The organism is Flavobacterium panacagri (assembly GCF_030378165.1).
Taxonomy (GTDB): domain Bacteria; phylum Bacteroidota; class Bacteroidia; order Flavobacteriales; family Flavobacteriaceae; genus Flavobacterium; species Flavobacterium panacagri.
The window spans coordinates 5694105-5711702 of the sequence record NZ_CP119766.1 but is presented as its reverse complement, the minus strand read 5'-3'; the positions used below and the strand labels follow the sequence as shown (position 1 = coordinate 5711702).

Below are 17598 nucleotides of genomic sequence, written 5' to 3'. Positions count from 1 at the left end.
TTGTTTTTATTGCTGATACAAAAGCTCCAGCGGAGCGACATTTTTTTGAATTATAATATATTTCACTCCTCCAGAACTTTTTTTCAATGGAACTAAATTGTTCTATAAATATTTCGCTTCTCCGAAGCTTGCAAAAATGAGCTCATATTTTATCTTCATTTTTTATGAAATCGTATTTAAAGATGGTTTCATTTTATAATATGAAACCGCTTTTTTCATTTGTGATTTGCTTCTTTCTTTAAATTTGATTCTTATTTCTATTTGATAATCAATAATTTAATATTGAATACTATGGATTTATTTAAAAGAAGTTTGATTTTTTTTGGCTTCATTTTCATGACGCAGATATTAAAAGCGCAGGATGCTCCGTATTCCATGGGATTTATTCCAGCTTCTATTGAAGAAGTAGATGTAGCCTTTCCATTAATCGAAAAATGGCATCTCAGCGGTCAGGTCGATGTGCAGTTAGTTACACAAGGAGCTTACACAAACGACAATCCTTTTGAATACACACAGCGAAAAGTAATTAGACCTTGGCTGATGTATTCGGGTTTTAAAAATTTAAAATTATGGCTCGGATATGCACACAATCAGAAATATGCAGTTGAAGAAGCAGGAAATTATAAAACCTTAGAAAACCGATTGATCATAATGGGAACACTTTCTCAAAACATGCCCAAAGGATCTATTTTCGAACAGGTACGTTTTGAAACCAAATTTTTTGATGACCGAAACGGAAATCATCAAACCATACCGAGATTAAGAGCTCGTTTTGGTGTCAATCATTTTTTGAGACAAAACAAAGAGAAACCTATTTTTTTAGCACCCAATATTGGATATTACACAGAGCTGATGCTGAAATTTGCTTCGAAAGATTATGCCGATGAACATTTCGATATTTTCAGATTGTCGGTTTACTACAGCGCAGGAATTACACCAAATCTTCATTTCCTTGCAGGTGTAATCGGGCAGATGCAATTACGTACCAACGGAACTCAGTTTGATGTGTATTATGGACCAATGTTTTCTCTTAAATACAGTGTTAAACCAAAAGAACGCGAAACCTTTGATAGTGTTGATGGCGGGGCAGATTAATTTTTCTTTCGATTTTTTTTCAAACACCAAAAAGGTAAGATTATGTAAAAAGTAATTATTTTGCTTTGAACATAAATTAATTCAATCTTCCATCTTAAATTTGGAAATATAAATCATCCTATAAAGAAAGATTAAAATCATGAAGCAAGCAATTGTAAATGCTGTTGTACATACAGGCGATGAAATAATTGAAAACGGAGTTGTAATTGTAGAAAACGGAAAAATTATTTCAGTGCAAAAGGAAATTCCAAGCGATATTGAAAAAATTGATTTGGGCGGGAATCATCTTTCAGCAGGATTTATAGATATTCAGATTAATGGCGGAGAAAAACTTTATTTCAGCCAGACTCCAAACGAAGAAACCATTCAGGACATTTACGATGCCAGTTTGAAATATGGTACAACACATGTTTTACCTTGTTTGATATCTTCTTCAAAAGAAACCATTTTAGAAGGAATCGAAGCCGTTCGAGCTTACATGAAAAAACATGATAACGGAGTAATTGGAATGCATTTAGAAGGACCATTTTTAAATCCGTTACGACGTGGTGCGCACAGTATTGACCAAGTGCGAAAACCGACTGATGAAGAATTGGAAGAGATTATCCAAAAAGGAAAAGATGTCATCAAAGTCATTACAATTGCGCCAGAATGTTTTACGGAAGAACAATTAAATAAGCTTATTGAAAGCGGTATTACCATTTCGATTGGACATACTACTATTACTCATAAAGAAGCACAACCTTATTTTGCAAAAGGAATTAATTTGGTAACACATTTGTTTAATGCTATGACACAGTTTGGGCATCGTGAACCAGGTCTGGTTGGAGCTGTTTTAGAAAACGAAGCAGTTTATGCGCCAGTTATTCTAGACGGTGCACATTGTGATTACGCTGCGGCAAAAATTGCCTACAAATTAAAACAAGATAAATTTTTTCTAATCAGCGATGCTACTTTTTTAGGTCGAAAGGTTGAAAATTTTAAATGGGATAATTTTGATGCGCATTTAGAAAATGGTTTTTATAGAAATGATGAAGGCAATCTTGCCGGAGCTACCATATCTATGACAGAAGCGGTGCAGAATGCTTACAATCATCTGAATGTTTCTGTAGATGAGGCTATAAAAATGGCAACCACAAGAGTAGCTGCTGCAATTGGTATGCAGGATAAAATCGGAAAAATTCAAGCTGGTTTCCCTGCCTGTTTTGTCCAGTTCAATGCTGATTTAAGTAAAATAGAAACATTTAACTTTTATTAAATAAACTTAAGATCAAGAAAAATCTACAGCAATTTGTTTATAATCAATTATTTTAATAATCTATAATTTTGATAGGGAAATAAAAGTTTTGAAGATTTTTGCTTTAAAATTGAAAATTACTGTTTAAATTTGCAGCACCAATGAGAAATAACAACCAGAATATGAAGAATTATTATAGCAGCAGTATGATGTGCTGTAATATTGCTATGGAATTTAGTGATCTGGCTTATATATAAAATGATATAATTTATTTGAAAAAGCCTTTCATAAATAGTTGAAAGGCTTTTTTGTTTTTAAATCTTAATTAATGATTGAATTAAAAAATGTAACCAAAACTTTTCATCAGAAAGATAGAATTGTATCGGCTTTGTCTGATGTTTCGCTGCATGTTCCTTCTGGAAAAATTTTTGGTGTAATTGGAACTTCAGGTGCTGGAAAAAGTACTTTAATTCGCTGTGTGAATTTATTGGAAAGACCTACATCGGGCGAAATTATTGTAGATGGAAAAGCTTTAATGCAATTATCAAATTCTGAATTGGCAATTGAAAGAAGACAAATCGGAATGATTTTTCAGCATTTTAATCTGCTTTCTTCGAGAACGGTTTTCGAAAATGTTGCTTTTCCTTTGGAATTGGCAGGAACTTCAAAATCCGAAATTAAAACTAGAGTTTTAGAATTGCTTCAATTGGTTGGTTTGGCAGAAAAAGCAAATGACTATCCAGCAAGTCTTTCTGGCGGACAAAAACAACGTGTTGCAATTGCCAGAACTTTAGCCAATAATCCAAAAGTGCTTTTGTGCGATGAAGCGACAAGTGCGCTGGATCCTGCAACCACAAGATCGATTTTGAATTTACTGAAAGACATTAACAAACGACTTAATATTACCGTTTTATTGATTACGCATCAAATGGAAGTGGTAAAATCAATTTGTGATGAAGTGGCCGTTATCAGTCATGGAAAATTAATTGAGCAGGGAAGTGTGGGCGAAATATTCGCAGATCCGAAACATGAATTGACTAGAGAATTCATTTCATCTTCTCTTCATATTGAAATTCCGTCTGTTTATCAGGAAAAATTACAGAAAGAAGATAACGGAAACCTTAATCCGTTATTGAAACTGGAAATGACTGGGAAATCGGTTAACGAACCCGTTATCTCAGAAGTTTCAAGACTTTTCGATACCGATTTCAAAATCGTAAGCGCACAAATGGATCAGGCAGGCGAAGTGAATTTTGGTGTAATGCTGATTGAATTATCAGGAAAACGCGAAAATTACGATGCGGCAATTCAATATTTTAATTCAAAACACATAAAAACAGAAATTTTAGGTTATGTCTGATTCTCTTATAGATTTATTGTTAAAAGGAACATGGGAAACCATTGTAATGACTTTTGTATCGGGCTTTTTTGGTTTTTTAATTGGTCTTCCAACAGGAATTTTATTGTTTCTGACTCGTAAAAATCAAATTTTAGAACAGCCTTTTTTAAATAGGACTTTATCGGTTTTGGTAAATGTTTTTCGTTCAATTCCATTCATTATTTTAATTGTTTGGATGATTCCGTTTACGCGTGCCATTGTTGGAACTTCAATTGGAGTAAGCGCAGCTTTGGTGCCGCTGAGTATTGGTGCAGCGCCATTTATTGCTCGTTTGGTCGAAAATAGTTTGTTAGGTCTTCCATCAGGATTAATAGAAGCAGCAAGAGCTTTAGGAGCAACACCTTTTCAAATTGTATATAAAGTATTATTGCCAGAAGCACTGCCTTCGTTAATCAATGCAGCATCGATTACTTTAATTACTCTTGTAGGTTATTCTGCAATGGGTGGAGCAGTTGGAGCGGGCGGACTTGGACAAGTAGGATATCAATATGGATATATTGGTTATGATGCCGTGACGATGAACTCGGTATTGGCTTTATTAGTGCTTTTAGTATTCCTGATTCAGTTTGTGGGAGACCGATTGTCAAAACGATTTGACCACCGATAATCAATTAAAAATTTAGAATTAAAAAATAACAATTATGAAATTAAATATTTGGAAAACTGCTGGAGTTTTGGCTTTGGCTCTTGTGTTGTCAAACTGTGGAAAAAGTAAAAACAATGATCCGCATTTTATAAAAGTAGGAGTGGCTTCTGGTCCAGAATTAAAAGTAGCGGAAGCAGCAAAAAAAGTAGCGAAAGAAAAATTTGGTTTAGAAGTAGAATTAGTTTCTTTCAATGATTATGTAATTCCAAACGAAGCTTTGAGTCAGGGAGATATTGATGCTAATGCTTTTCAGCACAAACCATATATGGATGAACAATCTAAACAGCGTGGTTACAAACTGGCTATTATCGGAAAAACATTTGTATATCCAATTGCGGCCTATTCTAAAAAAATCAAAAATCTTTCTGAACTGAAAAACGAAAGTACCATCATTATTCCGAATGATCCAACAAACGGCGGACGTTCTTTATTGCTTTTACAAAAGAATGGTTTATTGAAATTGAAAGAGGGTGTTGGATTGCTTCCAAAAGTAACCGACATTGTTAGTAATCCAAAGAATTTAAAAATTTTAGAATTAGAAGCGCCTCAATTGCCTAGAGCTTTGGACGATGAAAATGTTTCTATTGCAATTATCAATAATACTTTTGCTTCTGCAGCGGGATTGGTTCCTTCTCGCGATGCTTTATTCGTTGAAGATAAAGAATCTCCTTATGTGAATTTGGTTGTAAGTCGTGAAGACAATAAAAATGATGAAAAGGTAAAACAGTTTTTACAGGCTTTTCAATCTCCAGAAGTAGAGAAAGCTGCTGAACAAGAATTTAAAGGCGGAGCGGTAAAAGGCTGGTAATTTTTAGAGTATTGAATACAAAAAAGAGGGCTGTTTCAAAAAGAAACAGCCCTCTTTTTTGTCTGGAAAGGACATCAATATTTTGTGTTTTTCTTTTATTGTCTCTTAAAAAATGATATGATTATTGACAACAATTGAAAGAATCTCTGATATAGAATTAAATGAAGCCACTACAAGAGCGAAAAAAATATGGGCAAAGAACAGCTGAATATAACAACCATTAAAATCAATTGGGGCTCGATATCTGGTTATTTTAAATATAAATATCCAGCTGAATATACCAATTGCACCGCTTGTAACACCTAGTATAAGAGTACTTAACAGCGTAAGAGGCAAAATATTCTCTACCCATATAATGTGGTATCCCATTACAAATAGGAATCCAATAACATAATGCATCAGCCATCCCCATGTTTCTTCAAAACGTTGTGAATGACTAACATGTGTTCTTTCTAAAGCAAAGCTTAAAAGGACTGGCTCTTTGTACAATTCTCTAAAGCTCCCTGACATTGCATAACTAAACCAAGTCATGGCAGATGTCGCGCCAATTGAAATTAAAAGTAGTTCTATAATCACATAAATATCCATAAAATCCTTATTTAGATCATAACTTTATTTCAAAGTTAATTTTAAAATAATATTTTTTGTTATATCATTATAATTTGTGTTTATATAATTTTCATTGTTTTAGGAGTAAAAACTGGTTTCATTTTGTAAAATGAAACATCTTCACAAGATTTTGATTTATAGTAAGTTGTAATTTAGTCTGCCATATAAATAAAAGCAACAGACTATGAAAAGAAATACCACTTTTAAAGCTGTTTTGGTTTTTATACAAAACAGAGTTTGGTTCGTGTTTGTCATTTTTTGCCTCCAGACAGGATTGAGCCAAGAGAACAGTAAATTAGGAACTCCAAAAGTCCTGCCTCAACCTGATTTTCATTTTCCGGGTTACATAGGAAGAACTTATGTAGACTCAGATCCGCCACAGTTTCCGCAGCCAATAAAAGCGCCAAAAGGGGCTCCGAATGTTGTGCTAATTTTATTGGACGATTCAGGATTTGGCCAGTTCAGTACTTTTGGCGGAGGCGTTCCTTCCCCAACAATGGATCGATTGGCAGCAGAAGGAATCCGTTACAATAAATTTCACACAACGGCGCTTTGCAGTCCAACTCGTGCGGCTTTAATAACGGGGAGAAATCATCATTCTGCTACTTTTGGTGTTATTTCTGAAACGGCAACTGGCTACGATGGTTACACTTGCGTGCTTCCAAGAAGCTGTGGAACGATTGGAGAAGTGCTGAAACAAAATGGTTATATGACAGCCTGGATTGGTAAAAATCATAATACGCCTCCATGGGAAACAAGTGATGCCGGACCTTTTGACCGTTGGGCAAACGGACTTGGGTTTGAATATTTTTACGGATTTAATGCTGGTGACATGAACCATTGGAATCCTGTATTATATGAAAACAGAAATTTAGTTCCAGCTTCAAAAGATCCCAATTATCATATGACAGTTGATCTTGCAGACCATGCTATTTCTTGGGTTAGAAAAGTAAAATCGATAGCGCCTGACAAACCTTATTTCTTGTATTTAGCTCCCGGCGCAGCGCATTCTCCTCATCATGCACCACAGGAATGGATTGATAAATACACAGGAAAGTTTGATATGGGCTGGGATGCCTACAGAGAACAAGCATTTGAAAGACAAAAGAAATTAGGCGTTATTCCTGCCAATGCCAAACTAACTGCAAGACCAGAAAGTCTTCCAGCTTGGAATTCGCTTAATGCAGATCAGAAAAGATTGTATGCTAAAATGATGGAAGTATTTGCGGGATATGCTTCTCACTGTGATTACGAAATGGGAAGAGTAGTGGAGGCTGTAAAACAACTGCCCGATGCAGATAATACTATAATTATTTACATAGCTGGGGATAACGGTGCAAGTGCAGAAGGCGGTCTTGAAGGATCTGTAAACGAAAATCTATTTTTTAATGGAATTTCAGAAAAATGGCAGGACAATATTAAAGCGATTGATGAATTGGGAGGACCGAAACATTTTAACCATTTTACGGCCGAATGGGCATGGGCTATGTGTGCGCCTTTCCAATGGACAAAACAAGTCGCAAGTCATTTTGGAGGGACACGAAATCCGATGATTATTTCATGGCCTTCAAAAATTAAAGATAAAGGCAGTTTAAGAAGCCAGTTTACACATACCATAGATATTGTGCCAACACTGTATGAGATTATTGGAATTACACCTCCAGAAACTATAAACGGAATTACCCAAAAACCTATTGAAGGAGTAAGTTTTGCTTATACATTTAACGATGCTAAAGCCAAAGAAAAACACACTACACAATATTTTGAATTGGGGGTTAACAGAGGAATTTATCATAATGGCTGGATGGCATCGGCGTTGTCATTTGCTCCTTGGAATCCAAATCGTGGTGCGTTTGATCCAGATAAACAAAAATGGGAGTTGTATAAAGTGGATGAAGATTTTACGCAGTCTAATGATGTAGCGGCCAGTAATCCAACGAAATTGAGAGAAATGCAAGATTTGTGGTGGGTGGAAGCTTCTAAATACAATGTGCTCCCGCTAGACTGGAGAGCGGTGGAAAGACTTAATGGTGAATTAATGGGAAGACCAACACTTGGCGGAGATACTAATACTTTTACCTATTATCCTGGACAAGTTGGATTGCCAAATGAAGCTTCTCCTCGTATTTTAAATAAATCATGGTCTGTTACAGCAGATTTAAATATTCCTGAAAATGGAGCAGAAGGGATGATTGTTACACATGGTGGTTTAGTAGGCGGTTATGGTTTATATGTGCAAAACGGAAAGCCAAGTTTTGTTTATAACAACTTAGCTTTAGAGCGTCCGACTATTACAGGAAAAGATGTCCTGCCAAAAGGAAAAGTAAAATTGGTTGTTGATTTTAAATATGAAGGAAAAGAAAAAGAATTAGGAAAAGGTGCCACTGTAACGATGTCTGTCAACGGAAAAAAAGTGGCAGAAGAACATTTGGATAGAACAATTCCGATCCAGATTTCATTAAATGAAGGCTTAGATGTCGGAATGGATGTTGGTTCTCCTGTTGATTTTAACTATAAACTTCCATTTGAATTTACAGGTAAAATCGAAAAAGTAACTTATAATCTTGCCGATTCTAAAGAATCAAAGTCTGGAAAATCTGGAAAAACGAAATAAAATATAATTATTTAACCAAAAGTATCAAAGTCCTTCTGACAGGGGATTTTGATGCTTTTTTTAATCTGTCGAAAGGATAGTTTGGAGGCTTTTACTTAAAATAGAAATTGCTTTTTCCATTTCTTCTTTTTCTAAATGACCAAATCCTAAACGAGTAGCTGTTAAATCTTTTGTCTGATATAAAATGGTTTTGGGCAAAAACAGCTTATTTGCAGCACATTCCTTTTGAAATTTAATCAAATTAAAATCATCCAGCCATTCCACCCAAATCGCTAATCCTCTCGGTGGAACTTTAAATTTAATTTTACCTTTTAAATTTTCGTTCAGCAATGAAACGAAACAATCTCTTCGCTCTTTGTAGATTTTTTTATTTTTTTTCGAAAGCCGATGTGCTTCACCTTCAGAAATCCATTCCGTTAAAACCTGTTCTTTCATGACATCAATACTAGGTTCTAGAATGTTTTGATGTTTTTCGAGTTCTTTGATAAACTCAGCCGGAGCGGCGACAAATCCGTAACTAAATCCAGATGGCAGTGATTTGCCAAAAGAACCAATGTAAACGACACGTTGGTTAGAATCAAAGGCAGCTAAAGGCAGAACAGGATTATTATCATAGTGGAAATCAAAATCATAATCATCTTCCAGAATAACAAATCCGTATTGGTTGGCTAATTCCAAAACTTCAATTCTCTTTTTAGCGCTAAGCAAAATTGTGGTTGGATAATGATAATTGGAAGTTAGATAAAGCATTCGAATCTGAGATGTTTCGCAGATTTCTTTCAACCGTTTGGTATCGATTCCGTCTTCATTTACGGGAATCGAAATAATCTGTGCTCCCGTATTGGTTAATGTCATATTGGACATATAATAACCTGGAGAAGCCACAACCACTTTGTCTCCCGGATTGATGAGCACTTTTGTAACGAGATATAACCCAATTTCGTGACTGCTTGTCGTCAAAAGATTAGAAGTCGAAATGCGAATTCCTCTGGTAAGATTCAGATAATTCGAAAACTGTGTTTTAAAATTAGAGTGTGATCGAAGCTGTATTTGTTCGTAGGTTTTGGTGGTTTTATGTCTTTTTAATTTTGAAACATATAATCGCGCCAAAACATCAGTTTGCACCAATCTTAAATCGGTCATTCCATCATTAAATTGATAGGGAAGATTACTGATTTCTATCGGATTTTCCAGAATAGTAGAACGCTGAAAAGGAAATCCTATATCAAATTGTGATTGATTTTGTTCTTTTAAAGTTGTAAATTCAGCTTTGTTTTTTTGCTGCGATAAGATAAAAGTTCCTTTATTGGGAAGCGTTTCAATCCATCCCTGCGATTCTAAATCTTGAAAAGCTTTAATCAATGTATTTCGGTTTACTGCTAGAACTTTGCAGAGAATACGCGTTCCGGGAAGTTTTGTTCCTTCAGGAAGAAAACCAGTCTGAATTGCTTTTATAAACTCAAAAACAATCTGAAGATAGAGAGCTGTATTTTCTTCAGGCTTAAGCTGAATAAAGCTTTTAAAAGGAATTTCAACCGGACTACTCATAATTATAAAACTGGCATACTTGATTAGTACGGCAAGATACTACTTTTGCCAAAAAAAATTAACCAAATGAAAAAAATCTACTTTGCTGCTTTGGCAGTAATTTGTTCTAACATTTATGCACAGACCAAAAAGGATTCCATCAATGAAATGAACGAGGTAATCATTAATGAAAACCGTTTTAATACACCTATTTCTAAGCAAAACAGAAATGTTTATGTGATTAGCAGTGAAACTATAAAGAAACTTCCGGGAAGAACACTTCAGGAAGTATTACAATATGCCAATGGAGTTGATATCAGACAAAGAGGGCCATTTGGAACTCAGGCAGACATTAGTGTTGACGGCGGCAGTTTTGAACAGACCGTTGTTTTATTAAACGGAGCTAAAGTAATTGACTCTCAAACGGCTCACAATATGCTGAATTTGTCTCTTCCGGTCGAAGTTATCGAAAGAATTGAGGTAGTTCGTGGACCGGCCGCAAGAATTTACGGAATCAACAGTTTAACCGGAGCGATTAATATTATCACTAAAAAACCAACGGATTCTGGATTTTTAGTAAGCACTTATGCAGGTTCAAATTTTGAAAAAGATACTCGAGATACGGGAGATACTTTTTACGGAACAGGAGTTCAGGCAGGAGCTGTTTTAGGTAAAGAAAAACAACAGCATTTAATTTTTGCTTCTCACGATAAAAGCAATGGTTACCGTTACAATACGGCATTCGAAAACAATAAAATTTTCTATCAGGGAAATGTGCAGATCAATGATTCTAATGAAATTTTAGGATCTGCGGGTTACATCAATAATGGTTTTGGTGCCAACGGATTCTACGCTGCGCCAGGCGATATCAATTCTACTGAAATTGTACAGACTACTTTTGCCAACATTCAGTCGAAACATGCTATTACAGAAAACTGGAAAATTATGCCAAGAGTAACCTATCGTTATAACTATGATGATTATCGTTATTTAGGAAACTCAAATTTAGCTGTTGGAAGAAGCCAGCATTATACCAATTCGATTGCGGGTGAATTAAACTCTACAGTGAAATTATCTAAAGGAGAAATTGGTTTTGGAGCAGAATTTAGAAATGAAAACATTCATTCTTCTAATATTGGAGATCACGATCGCGAAAATGTAGGTGTATATGCCGAATACAGAACGAGTTTTACGGAGAAATTCGATGTAAATATCGGAACCTATTTAAATTACAATTCAGATTACAAATGGCAGATTTATCCGGGAATCGATGCTAGTTATGCGATTACAGATGCCTTTAAAATTATTGGTAATGTAGGAACAAGCCAAAGAATTCCATCATTTACAGATTTATATTTGAAACAAACAGGAAATATTGGAAATACTGATTTAGATTCAGAAAATGCTTTTCAAAGTGAAATTGGTTTCAAATACAACAAAAAAGCATTGAGTTTGAATGCGAATTATTTCTACAGAAAAATTGATAATTACATCGACTGGATGCGTAATCTAACGACACAGCCATGGCAAAGTCAGAACACAGGAGATTTAAACACAAACGGAATCAATTTACGTGGGACTTACCGATTTGATTTTTCTAAAGATTCTAGATTGAACATTCTTTTAGCCTACACTTATTTGGATTCTGAGTTTAAAAGTTCCCGTACAGAAATCTACTCAAAATATCTTATTTCATCTTTAAAACATCAAATCACTAATACAATAGATTATCAGTTTAAGAATTTCTCTGTTTTGTTTGCAACTCGCTTTAACGAAAGAATCACTGGGCCATCTTATTGGATAAATGATTTTAGAGTAAGTCAGTCAGTCAATAAATTCACCATCTTTTTAGATGCACAGAATATATTCAATGCGACTTATTATGAAGTAGGAGCAGTGCCTCTGCCTTCGAGATGGTTTACTTTAGGAGTGAAATTAGTTACATTTTAAATTACTTTATTAGTTAGAATAGGGCTGTATTTTAGTTTTAAGACAGCCCCTATTTGCGTTATAAATTTCAATGTCTTGTAGGAACATTTCATCGGTATAAAGTTTTATTGGTCTAGCATTACCTATTTTAGTTATAATTTTCATTGTTCCATAGGAACATTTCATCGGTAGAAAAATTATATTGCCGTCCGTAATTACGTTCCGTAGGAACGTTTCATTTAGACAGCATTTTTTAATAATCTAACGCATGAGACGTTCCTACGGAACGTTAATTTGGGAGGTCTTTATTTTTTTACCGATGAAACATTCCTATGGAATGAGGATCGAAGTGAAAAATAAATCAATTGCTGTTATATAAAATTTATCAGAAATACTGTAAAATAAGCCGTTTTATAAGTAGTTACTTAGCATTTATAAATATTTAAAACATTTATTATGAAAGCTTTATTGAAATGGAAAGCCTTGTTTTTGGTAATTATGGTCGGATTATTTTCTTCTTGTAAAAAAAATGATGGTTATAGTGATAAAATAGATACAAATTCTGTCCCTGTTGATACGGTGCAAACAACAAAAGATACAACAGAAGTTTCTGGTACTAGTTCGGGCGGTACATCACCAGCGGCAAAGAGTATTCAAATTACGGATATGAAGAAAGAAGGAGTTGAAAGTACAACTGGCACAGGAACAGGACCAGGAGAAAGTGTGACTGATGGTTCTACTTATACGCCTTCAAAAGGAATACAGAAAGACAGTATAAAACTGCAGACAGAAAGTGCAAAAAAAAGAAAAAACAAATAATATTTATTGCCAAGGCATGCTCAAAACTCATTTCAAAAAACGGAATGAGTTTTTTTATGCTATAAAAATTTAGTTTCTAAAGTATTGTTTTTATTGTGTTTAGATAATTTTTAAAAGTTTTTTGAAAAAATATTATTAAACACTACTAATTTGATAGAATTAATGTATATATTTGTATCACAGAAAAGTTCTGAATGATACTTATCCAGAAAGACTGAGGGAATAGGCCCATTGACGTCTTAGCAACCTGTTGCCGAATAAGGTGCTAAATCCTTCCCGCTTTGCGGGACAGATAAGAAAAGATTTCCTCAAAATCTGAATAAGATCATCTTTGTAAAACTTTTTATTTTTTAAAATGAAAACAGATTCAACTTTATACGCTGGTTACGAACTTTTGAACGTAATGTTCGAACAAAATAGTCTTGCCTTTTTTCGAATGCGCAGCAAGTAAAATTCTCTCAATAATTTTTAAACAACATTTTCTAAAGACCATTTTAAAATAGGTCTCAGGAATTCTTTTGTCCAATCTTAAACTAAAAATCAAAATAAAATGAAAAAAATAATTCTAGGTTTCACTCTGTTTTTTGGAGCTCTTCAAACTCAGGCGCAGGAAAGTAATTTACAATTAAAAGGAACTGTTGTCGATACTGTGGCGCAATATGTTTATCTGCAAAAATTCCACAATAAAATGTTTACCACAATTGATTCGGTAAAAGTAAAAGATGGCAGTTTTAGTTTTAAAACTAAAGTAAAAACGCCCGAATTATATGGTTTAAGTGTAAACACAGAAAGTAGTCCACTGTATGTTTTTCTTGAAAAAGGACCAATTACAGTAAAATTAAATCCGAAGAAATATTACAGTAGTTCGGTTGTAGAAGGTTCTGTTTCTCAGGATTTATTTGAGACTTATAAAAAATCGAAAGATGTAGAGATCAGCAAATTCATTACAGAGAATCCTAAATCAATAGTTTCGGCTTATGTGTTGTACAGAAACTGGTCTTATAGATTGTCGCCAGAACAAATCAGAGAAAATATTGTTTTGCTGGATAAAAGTCTTCAATCTACTACTTATGTTAAAGAATTAAAAGATTTAGCTCTTGTTTTAGACGGATTAGCAGTTGGAAAAAAAGCACCTGATTTTACAGCCAACGATCCCAATGGAAAGCCAATTCGTTTTTATGAAAATTTAAAAGGTTACACTTTGGTCGATTTTTGGGCTTCATGGTGCGGCCCTTGCCGAAGAGAAAATCCAAATATTGTAAAGGCTTATAAAGAATTTCATGATAAAGGATTCAACATTGTTGGAATCTCTTTGGATAAAAAAAAAGAAAATTGGATCAAAGGAATTCAGGATGATAATTTGACTTGGTTGCATGTTTCAGATTTGCTTTTCTGGAATAGTGCAGTAGCCAAATTATACGGAATCAGAGCCATTCCAGGCAATTATTTGGTCGATTCTAACGGAGTAATTGTGGCTAAAAATCTTCAGGGAGAAGAATTACAGTCGACGTTGAAATCGCTTTTAGATAAAAAGATTTAAGTATAGATCCACACAATCTTGTCATCCTGAGCGAAGGCGAAGGATCTTCGTAAGTAGCTCCTCAAAGGGAAGAACCAATCTTTGTAGAATAGAGGACGAAGATTCTTCCTTCGTCAGAATGACAAGATTGATAGAAAGTTTGCAAAAAATATTATATTATTAAATTAAAAATGATAAGGAAATGAATGCTATTGAGACAACAAAAGAACCAATTGAGTTAGAGTGTTACTTCTCTAAATTTAGAGAAAATACAGTAGGAATCGATCATACTTTTGAATCGGTTTATGGAGAACAAAATCTAGTTTATGCCGACTGGGTTGCCAGCGGAAGATTATATGTTCCGATAGAGGATATTATGCTCAACAAAATGGGTCCAATGATTGCCAATACACATTCATTTTCCAGTCAGACCGGAAAAGCTTCCACTTATGCGTATCAACATGCGAGAGAGATTATTAAAAAATCGGTAAATGCCAATGCATCTGATGTTTTGGTAACAACTGGAACTGGAATGACCGCCGCGTTATCAAAATTACAGCGTATTATGGGTTTGAGAACTGCTTATGAAAAAGATAGACCTGTAGTTTTCATCACACACATGGAACATCATTCCAATCAAGTTCCGTGGTATGAAACCAATGCTGAAGTGGTAATTTTGCCACCTGACGAAAACAATTTGGTTGATCCAAAAGTGTTGTCTGAAGAAATTAAAAAATATGCAGATAGAAGTCTAAAAATAGGTTCGTTTACAGCTTGCTCCAATGTGACAGGAATCATTACACCTTATCATGAACTGGCGAAAATCATGCATCAAAACGGCGGACTTTGTTTTGTTGATTTTGCAGCTTCTGCACCTTATGTCAAAATCGATATGCATCCAAAAGATCCAGAACAGCAATTAGATGCTATTTTCTTTTCGCCTCATAAATTCTTAGGTGGTCCCGGAACTACAGGAGTTTTGGTGTTTAATGAAAAATTATACCAATCTGAATTTCCAGATAATCCGGGCGGCGGAAATGTAAAATGGACTAATCCGTTAGGGAAATATTGTTACAGCGATGTGATTGAAGTTCGCGAAGACGGAGGAACTCCAGGTTTTCTGCAAGTTATTAGAGCGGCATTGGCTTTAGAATTAAAAGAGCAGATGGGGGTCTCTAACATCAAAAAAAGAGAAAAAGAACTGTTGGATCTTTGTTTTTCGAGACTTCAAAAGATAAAAGGTTTGTCGATTTTAGGAGACTTAACGACTGAAAGAATTGGCTGTGTTTCTTTTGTGATTGAAGATATTCATTACAATTTGATTGTAAGATTGTTGAATGACCGTTTCGGAATTCAGGTTCGCGGTGGCTGGTCTTGCGCGAGTACTTATGCACATTATCTGTTCAATATCAATGAAAAGAAATCGGCAGAAATTACGAATGAATTATTAGAGAGAAACCAAACAAATAAACCGGGTTGGGTTCGTTTATCCTTGCATCCTATTACGACGAATGAAGAGCTTTTTTATATCTGTGATGCGATTGAGAAAGTAGCTTCTAATTATAAAAAATGGCAGAAAGATTATGAATATAATTCTGTCACTAATGAATTTGAAAATCCTAAAATAAAAGATTCCATAACAAATGAAGTAAAAGATTGGTTTAAGTTAGATTAGTTAGTTTTTTTTAACCTAACAGGTTTTAAAACCTGTTAGGTTTTTATTAAAATTTAATAAACACATAGAAACATAGATTTTTTGTTATTAAAAAAGGTAATCAAAAGAAACTAGTTTCTAACACATAGCTGCGTGTTTACGAAGGATTTCTAAACATAACAACTTATGTTTATTTTAAATGAATGAAATGCCTTTAAACGCACAGAAAAACTATGTTTCTATGTGTTTAAAAAAGATTTACTTCAGAGATTCAATAATTTTTTCTCTATGTGTAAGTCCCCAGTTTACTAACGTTTCAGTTACTGGAAGTACAGATTTACCATATTCTGTAATGGCGTAGGCAACAGTTGCTGGTTTAGTGTCTTGTTCGGTTCTGCTGATGAGTAAGTTGGTTTCGAGTTCTTTTAGTTCTTTGCTCAGCATTTTAGCTGAAATTCCATCAATTTCGCGCTGCATTTTTTTAAAATGAATAACCTGATGCGTTCTATTAGTCAAAAAACGCAAAATCATCAGTTTCCATTTACCACCTAAAACATCCAAACTATCTCGCATCGCTCGCAGTTCTTCGGAGCAGTTAGCTTCACGAATTGTTCCATTATCATTAATTTTTGCCATACTAGTTTCTATTTGGTAACCGGTTACCTCGGGTTTACTTATAACAAAAATAAAACATAGCGTCCATACTTTTGTATACTAAAACAATAAAAATGAAAGCAGTTGTATTACAGGAAAATCGTGAATTTCTTATTGAAAATATAGCAGTTCCAAATCCCGAAGTCAATCAGATTCAGGTAAAAATAATGGCATCAGGTTTTAATCCGATCGATTATCAAATGACAGAAGACGGGCCAGAAAGAAAACTTCTGCGTTCTCGAATTCTAGGTCGTGAATTTTCTGGAATCGTATCCAAAATTGGTTCAGCAGTTACAGATTTCAAAATAGGGGACGCTGTTTTCTGCGGTTCAGGAAGTATGGGATCTAACGGAACTTATGCAGCATATATTTGTGTTCCAGAAGAAATTGCGGTACACAAACCTTCGAATGTTTCTTTTGAAGAAGCTGCGGCAATTCCGTCAGCAGGTTTAACAGCTTTACAGTCTTTTAATCGGATGAATGCTAATTTGTATGATTCGATACTCATTACAGGTGCAGCGGGCGGTGTAGGGAATATGCTTGTAAAACTATTGATTGCAAACGGCTATAAAAATATTGTAGTGACTGCAGGAAATGAAAATAGTATTGCTTCCTTAATTGATCTCGGTGTACAACCGCAAAAAATCATCAATTATAAAAAAGAAGAAATTTATGAAAGAGCACTTTCTTTAAATGAAAATAAAAATTACGATTTTGTTGTGGATTTGGTGGGAAACCACACAGCAGAGATTGGTGCTGGACTTTTAAAAACCAACGGAATTTATGTCGATGTAACTAATTTTTCGACAGCAGAATCCCGAGGTATTCTTTTTAGTAAAGGAGCGGCAATTTTAAATATATCCAATTATGTGTACGGATTTGAAAAAAGATACGATTATTACAAAAATGGATTGAATCAATTAAGATTACTGCTTCAGAATAAAATAATTACACCGCCGGCAATTAAAGTAGTGGGAAGTTTGGAAGTTTCTACGGTTGTAGATGCTCATGCAATTTTAAGAGATAACAAAACGCAGGGAAGAAAATTAGTAATGAAAATAAATGAAATTTAAATTAAACACGCGAAT

14 protein-coding genes and 1 riboswitch are annotated in these 17598 nt (G+C 34.5%); of the genes, 11 read left to right on the top strand and 3 right to left on the bottom strand.

Annotated features, from left to right (window positions below; all coding sequences use genetic code 11):
• The first annotated feature begins 291 nt into the window (after window positions 1-291).
• The 5 genes from P2W65_RS24175 (at window position 292) to metQ (ending at window position 5185) form a co-directional block, all read left to right on the top strand.
• Window positions 292-1095: a DUF2490 domain-containing protein gene (locus tag P2W65_RS24175; RefSeq protein ID WP_289662168.1), complete on the top strand. Its 804-nt coding sequence runs from the start codon at window positions 292-294 to the stop codon at window positions 1093-1095.
• Window positions 1096-1234: 139 nt separating this feature from the next.
• Window positions 1235-2353, top strand: coding sequence for an N-acetylglucosamine-6-phosphate deacetylase (nagA, locus tag P2W65_RS24170; RefSeq protein ID WP_289662165.1), 1119 nt, complete (start codon window positions 1235-1237; stop codon window positions 2351-2353).
• A 307-nt stretch (window positions 2354-2660) separates the two neighbouring features.
• The gene (gene metN / locus P2W65_RS24165; protein ID WP_289662163.1) at window positions 2661-3692 is read left to right on the top strand and encodes a methionine ABC transporter ATP-binding protein MetN; all 1032 of its coding nucleotides are present in this window, start codon (window positions 2661-2663) and stop codon (window positions 3690-3692) included.
• Window positions 3685-4338, top strand: a complete 654-nt coding sequence (locus P2W65_RS24160) for a methionine ABC transporter permease MetI (protein ID WP_179002719.1) — start codon at window positions 3685-3687, stop codon at window positions 4336-4338. The genes metN and P2W65_RS24160 overlap by 8 nt, the downstream gene beginning before the upstream one ends.
• A 34-nt stretch (window positions 4339-4372) precedes the next feature.
• Window positions 4373-5185, top strand: a complete 813-nt coding sequence (metQ, locus tag P2W65_RS24155; RefSeq protein ID WP_289662160.1) for a methionine ABC transporter substrate-binding lipoprotein MetQ — start codon at window positions 4373-4375, stop codon at window positions 5183-5185.
• 105 nt (window positions 5186-5290) lie between these two features.
• On the opposite strand, the gene P2W65_RS24150 is transcribed toward metQ, so the two are convergent.
• Entirely contained in the window at window positions 5291-5773 is a 483-nt protein-coding gene (locus P2W65_RS24150) for a hypothetical protein (protein WP_289662158.1), read from the bottom strand.
• A gap of 205 nt (window positions 5774-5978) precedes the next feature.
• On the opposite strand from P2W65_RS24150, the gene P2W65_RS24145 reads away from it, so the two are divergent.
• Window positions 5979-8408 (top strand): arylsulfatase, encoded by a 2430-nt coding sequence (locus tag P2W65_RS24145; RefSeq protein ID WP_289662155.1) that lies wholly within the window; start codon window positions 5979-5981, stop codon window positions 8406-8408.
• Window positions 8409-8468: 60 nt separating this feature from the next.
• On the opposite strand, the gene P2W65_RS24140 is transcribed toward P2W65_RS24145, so the two are convergent.
• Window positions 8469-9956 (bottom strand): aminotransferase-like domain-containing protein, encoded by a 1488-nt coding sequence (locus P2W65_RS24140; RefSeq protein ID WP_289662153.1) that lies wholly within the window; start codon window positions 9954-9956, stop codon window positions 8469-8471.
• Window positions 9957-10022: 66 nt separating this feature from the next.
• On the opposite strand from P2W65_RS24140, the gene P2W65_RS24135 reads away from it, so the two are divergent.
• From P2W65_RS24135 to P2W65_RS24120, 4 genes are all read left to right on the top strand, one after another.
• The gene (locus tag P2W65_RS24135) at window positions 10023-11885 is read left to right on the top strand and encodes a TonB-dependent receptor plug domain-containing protein (protein WP_289662150.1); all 1863 of its coding nucleotides are present in this window, start codon (window positions 10023-10025) and stop codon (window positions 11883-11885) included.
• 435 nt (window positions 11886-12320) lie between these two features.
• Window positions 12321-12683 (top strand): hypothetical protein, encoded by a 363-nt coding sequence (locus P2W65_RS24130; RefSeq protein ID WP_289662149.1) that lies wholly within the window; start codon window positions 12321-12323, stop codon window positions 12681-12683.
• A gap of 198 nt (window positions 12684-12881) precedes the next feature.
• Window positions 12882-12982, top strand: a riboswitch (SAM riboswitch).
• 251 nt (window positions 12983-13233) lie between these two features.
• Window positions 13234-14223 (top strand): TlpA disulfide reductase family protein, encoded by a 990-nt coding sequence (locus P2W65_RS24125; protein ID WP_289662146.1) that lies wholly within the window; start codon window positions 13234-13236, stop codon window positions 14221-14223.
• Between the two features lie 181 nt (window positions 14224-14404).
• Window positions 14405-15877, top strand: coding sequence for an aminotransferase class V-fold PLP-dependent enzyme (locus P2W65_RS24120; protein ID WP_289662144.1), 1473 nt, complete (start codon window positions 14405-14407; stop codon window positions 15875-15877).
• 237 nt (window positions 15878-16114) lie between these two features.
• Here the strand turns inward: P2W65_RS24120 and P2W65_RS24115 are convergent, their stop codons facing one another.
• Window positions 16115-16492, bottom strand: a complete 378-nt coding sequence (locus P2W65_RS24115) for a winged helix-turn-helix transcriptional regulator (protein ID WP_289662142.1) — start codon at window positions 16490-16492, stop codon at window positions 16115-16117.
• A 92-nt stretch (window positions 16493-16584) separates the two neighbouring features.
• Between P2W65_RS24115 and P2W65_RS24110 the strand changes: the two genes are divergently transcribed.
• Window positions 16585-17583 (top strand): NADP-dependent oxidoreductase, encoded by a 999-nt coding sequence (locus P2W65_RS24110; RefSeq protein WP_289662140.1) that lies wholly within the window; start codon window positions 16585-16587, stop codon window positions 17581-17583.
• Window positions 17584-17598 lie beyond the last annotated feature (15 nt).

Excerpts from the sequence above, each read along its gene's own strand:
- metQ (WP_289662160.1), top strand. The coding sequence starts at position 4,373 with ATGAAATTAAATATTTGGAAAACTGCTGGAGTTTTGGCTTTGGCTCTT.
- P2W65_RS24135 (WP_289662150.1), top strand. The coding sequence starts at position 10,023 with ATGAAAAAAATCTACTTTGCTGCTTTGGCAGTAATTTGTTCTAACATT.
- P2W65_RS24160 (WP_179002719.1), top strand. The coding sequence starts at position 3,685 with ATGTCTGATTCTCTTATAGATTTATTGTTAAAAGGAACATGGGAAACC.
- P2W65_RS24110 (WP_289662140.1), top strand. The coding sequence starts at position 16,585 with ATGAAAGCAGTTGTATTACAGGAAAATCGTGAATTTCTTATTGAAAAT.
- P2W65_RS24150 (WP_289662158.1), bottom strand. The coding sequence starts at position 5,773 with ATGGATATTTATGTGATTATAGAACTACTTTTAATTTCAATTGGCGCG.
- P2W65_RS24125 (WP_289662146.1), top strand. The coding sequence starts at position 13,234 with ATGAAAAAAATAATTCTAGGTTTCACTCTGTTTTTTGGAGCTCTTCAA.
- P2W65_RS24130 (WP_289662149.1), top strand. The coding sequence starts at position 12,321 with ATGAAAGCTTTATTGAAATGGAAAGCCTTGTTTTTGGTAATTATGGTC.
- P2W65_RS24140 (WP_289662153.1), bottom strand. The coding sequence starts at position 9,956 with ATGAGTAGTCCGGTTGAAATTCCTTTTAAAAGCTTTATTCAGCTTAAG.
- P2W65_RS24145 (WP_289662155.1), top strand. The coding sequence starts at position 5,979 with ATGAAAAGAAATACCACTTTTAAAGCTGTTTTGGTTTTTATACAAAAC.
- P2W65_RS24120 (WP_289662144.1), top strand. The coding sequence starts at position 14,405 with ATGAATGCTATTGAGACAACAAAAGAACCAATTGAGTTAGAGTGTTAC.
- P2W65_RS24175 (WP_289662168.1), top strand. The coding sequence starts at position 292 with ATGGATTTATTTAAAAGAAGTTTGATTTTTTTTGGCTTCATTTTCATG.
- nagA (WP_289662165.1), top strand. The coding sequence starts at position 1,235 with ATGAAGCAAGCAATTGTAAATGCTGTTGTACATACAGGCGATGAAATA.
- P2W65_RS24115 (WP_289662142.1), bottom strand. The coding sequence starts at position 16,492 with ATGGCAAAAATTAATGATAATGGAACAATTCGTGAAGCTAACTGCTCC.
- metN (WP_289662163.1), top strand. The coding sequence starts at position 2,661 with ATGATTGAATTAAAAAATGTAACCAAAACTTTTCATCAGAAAGATAGA.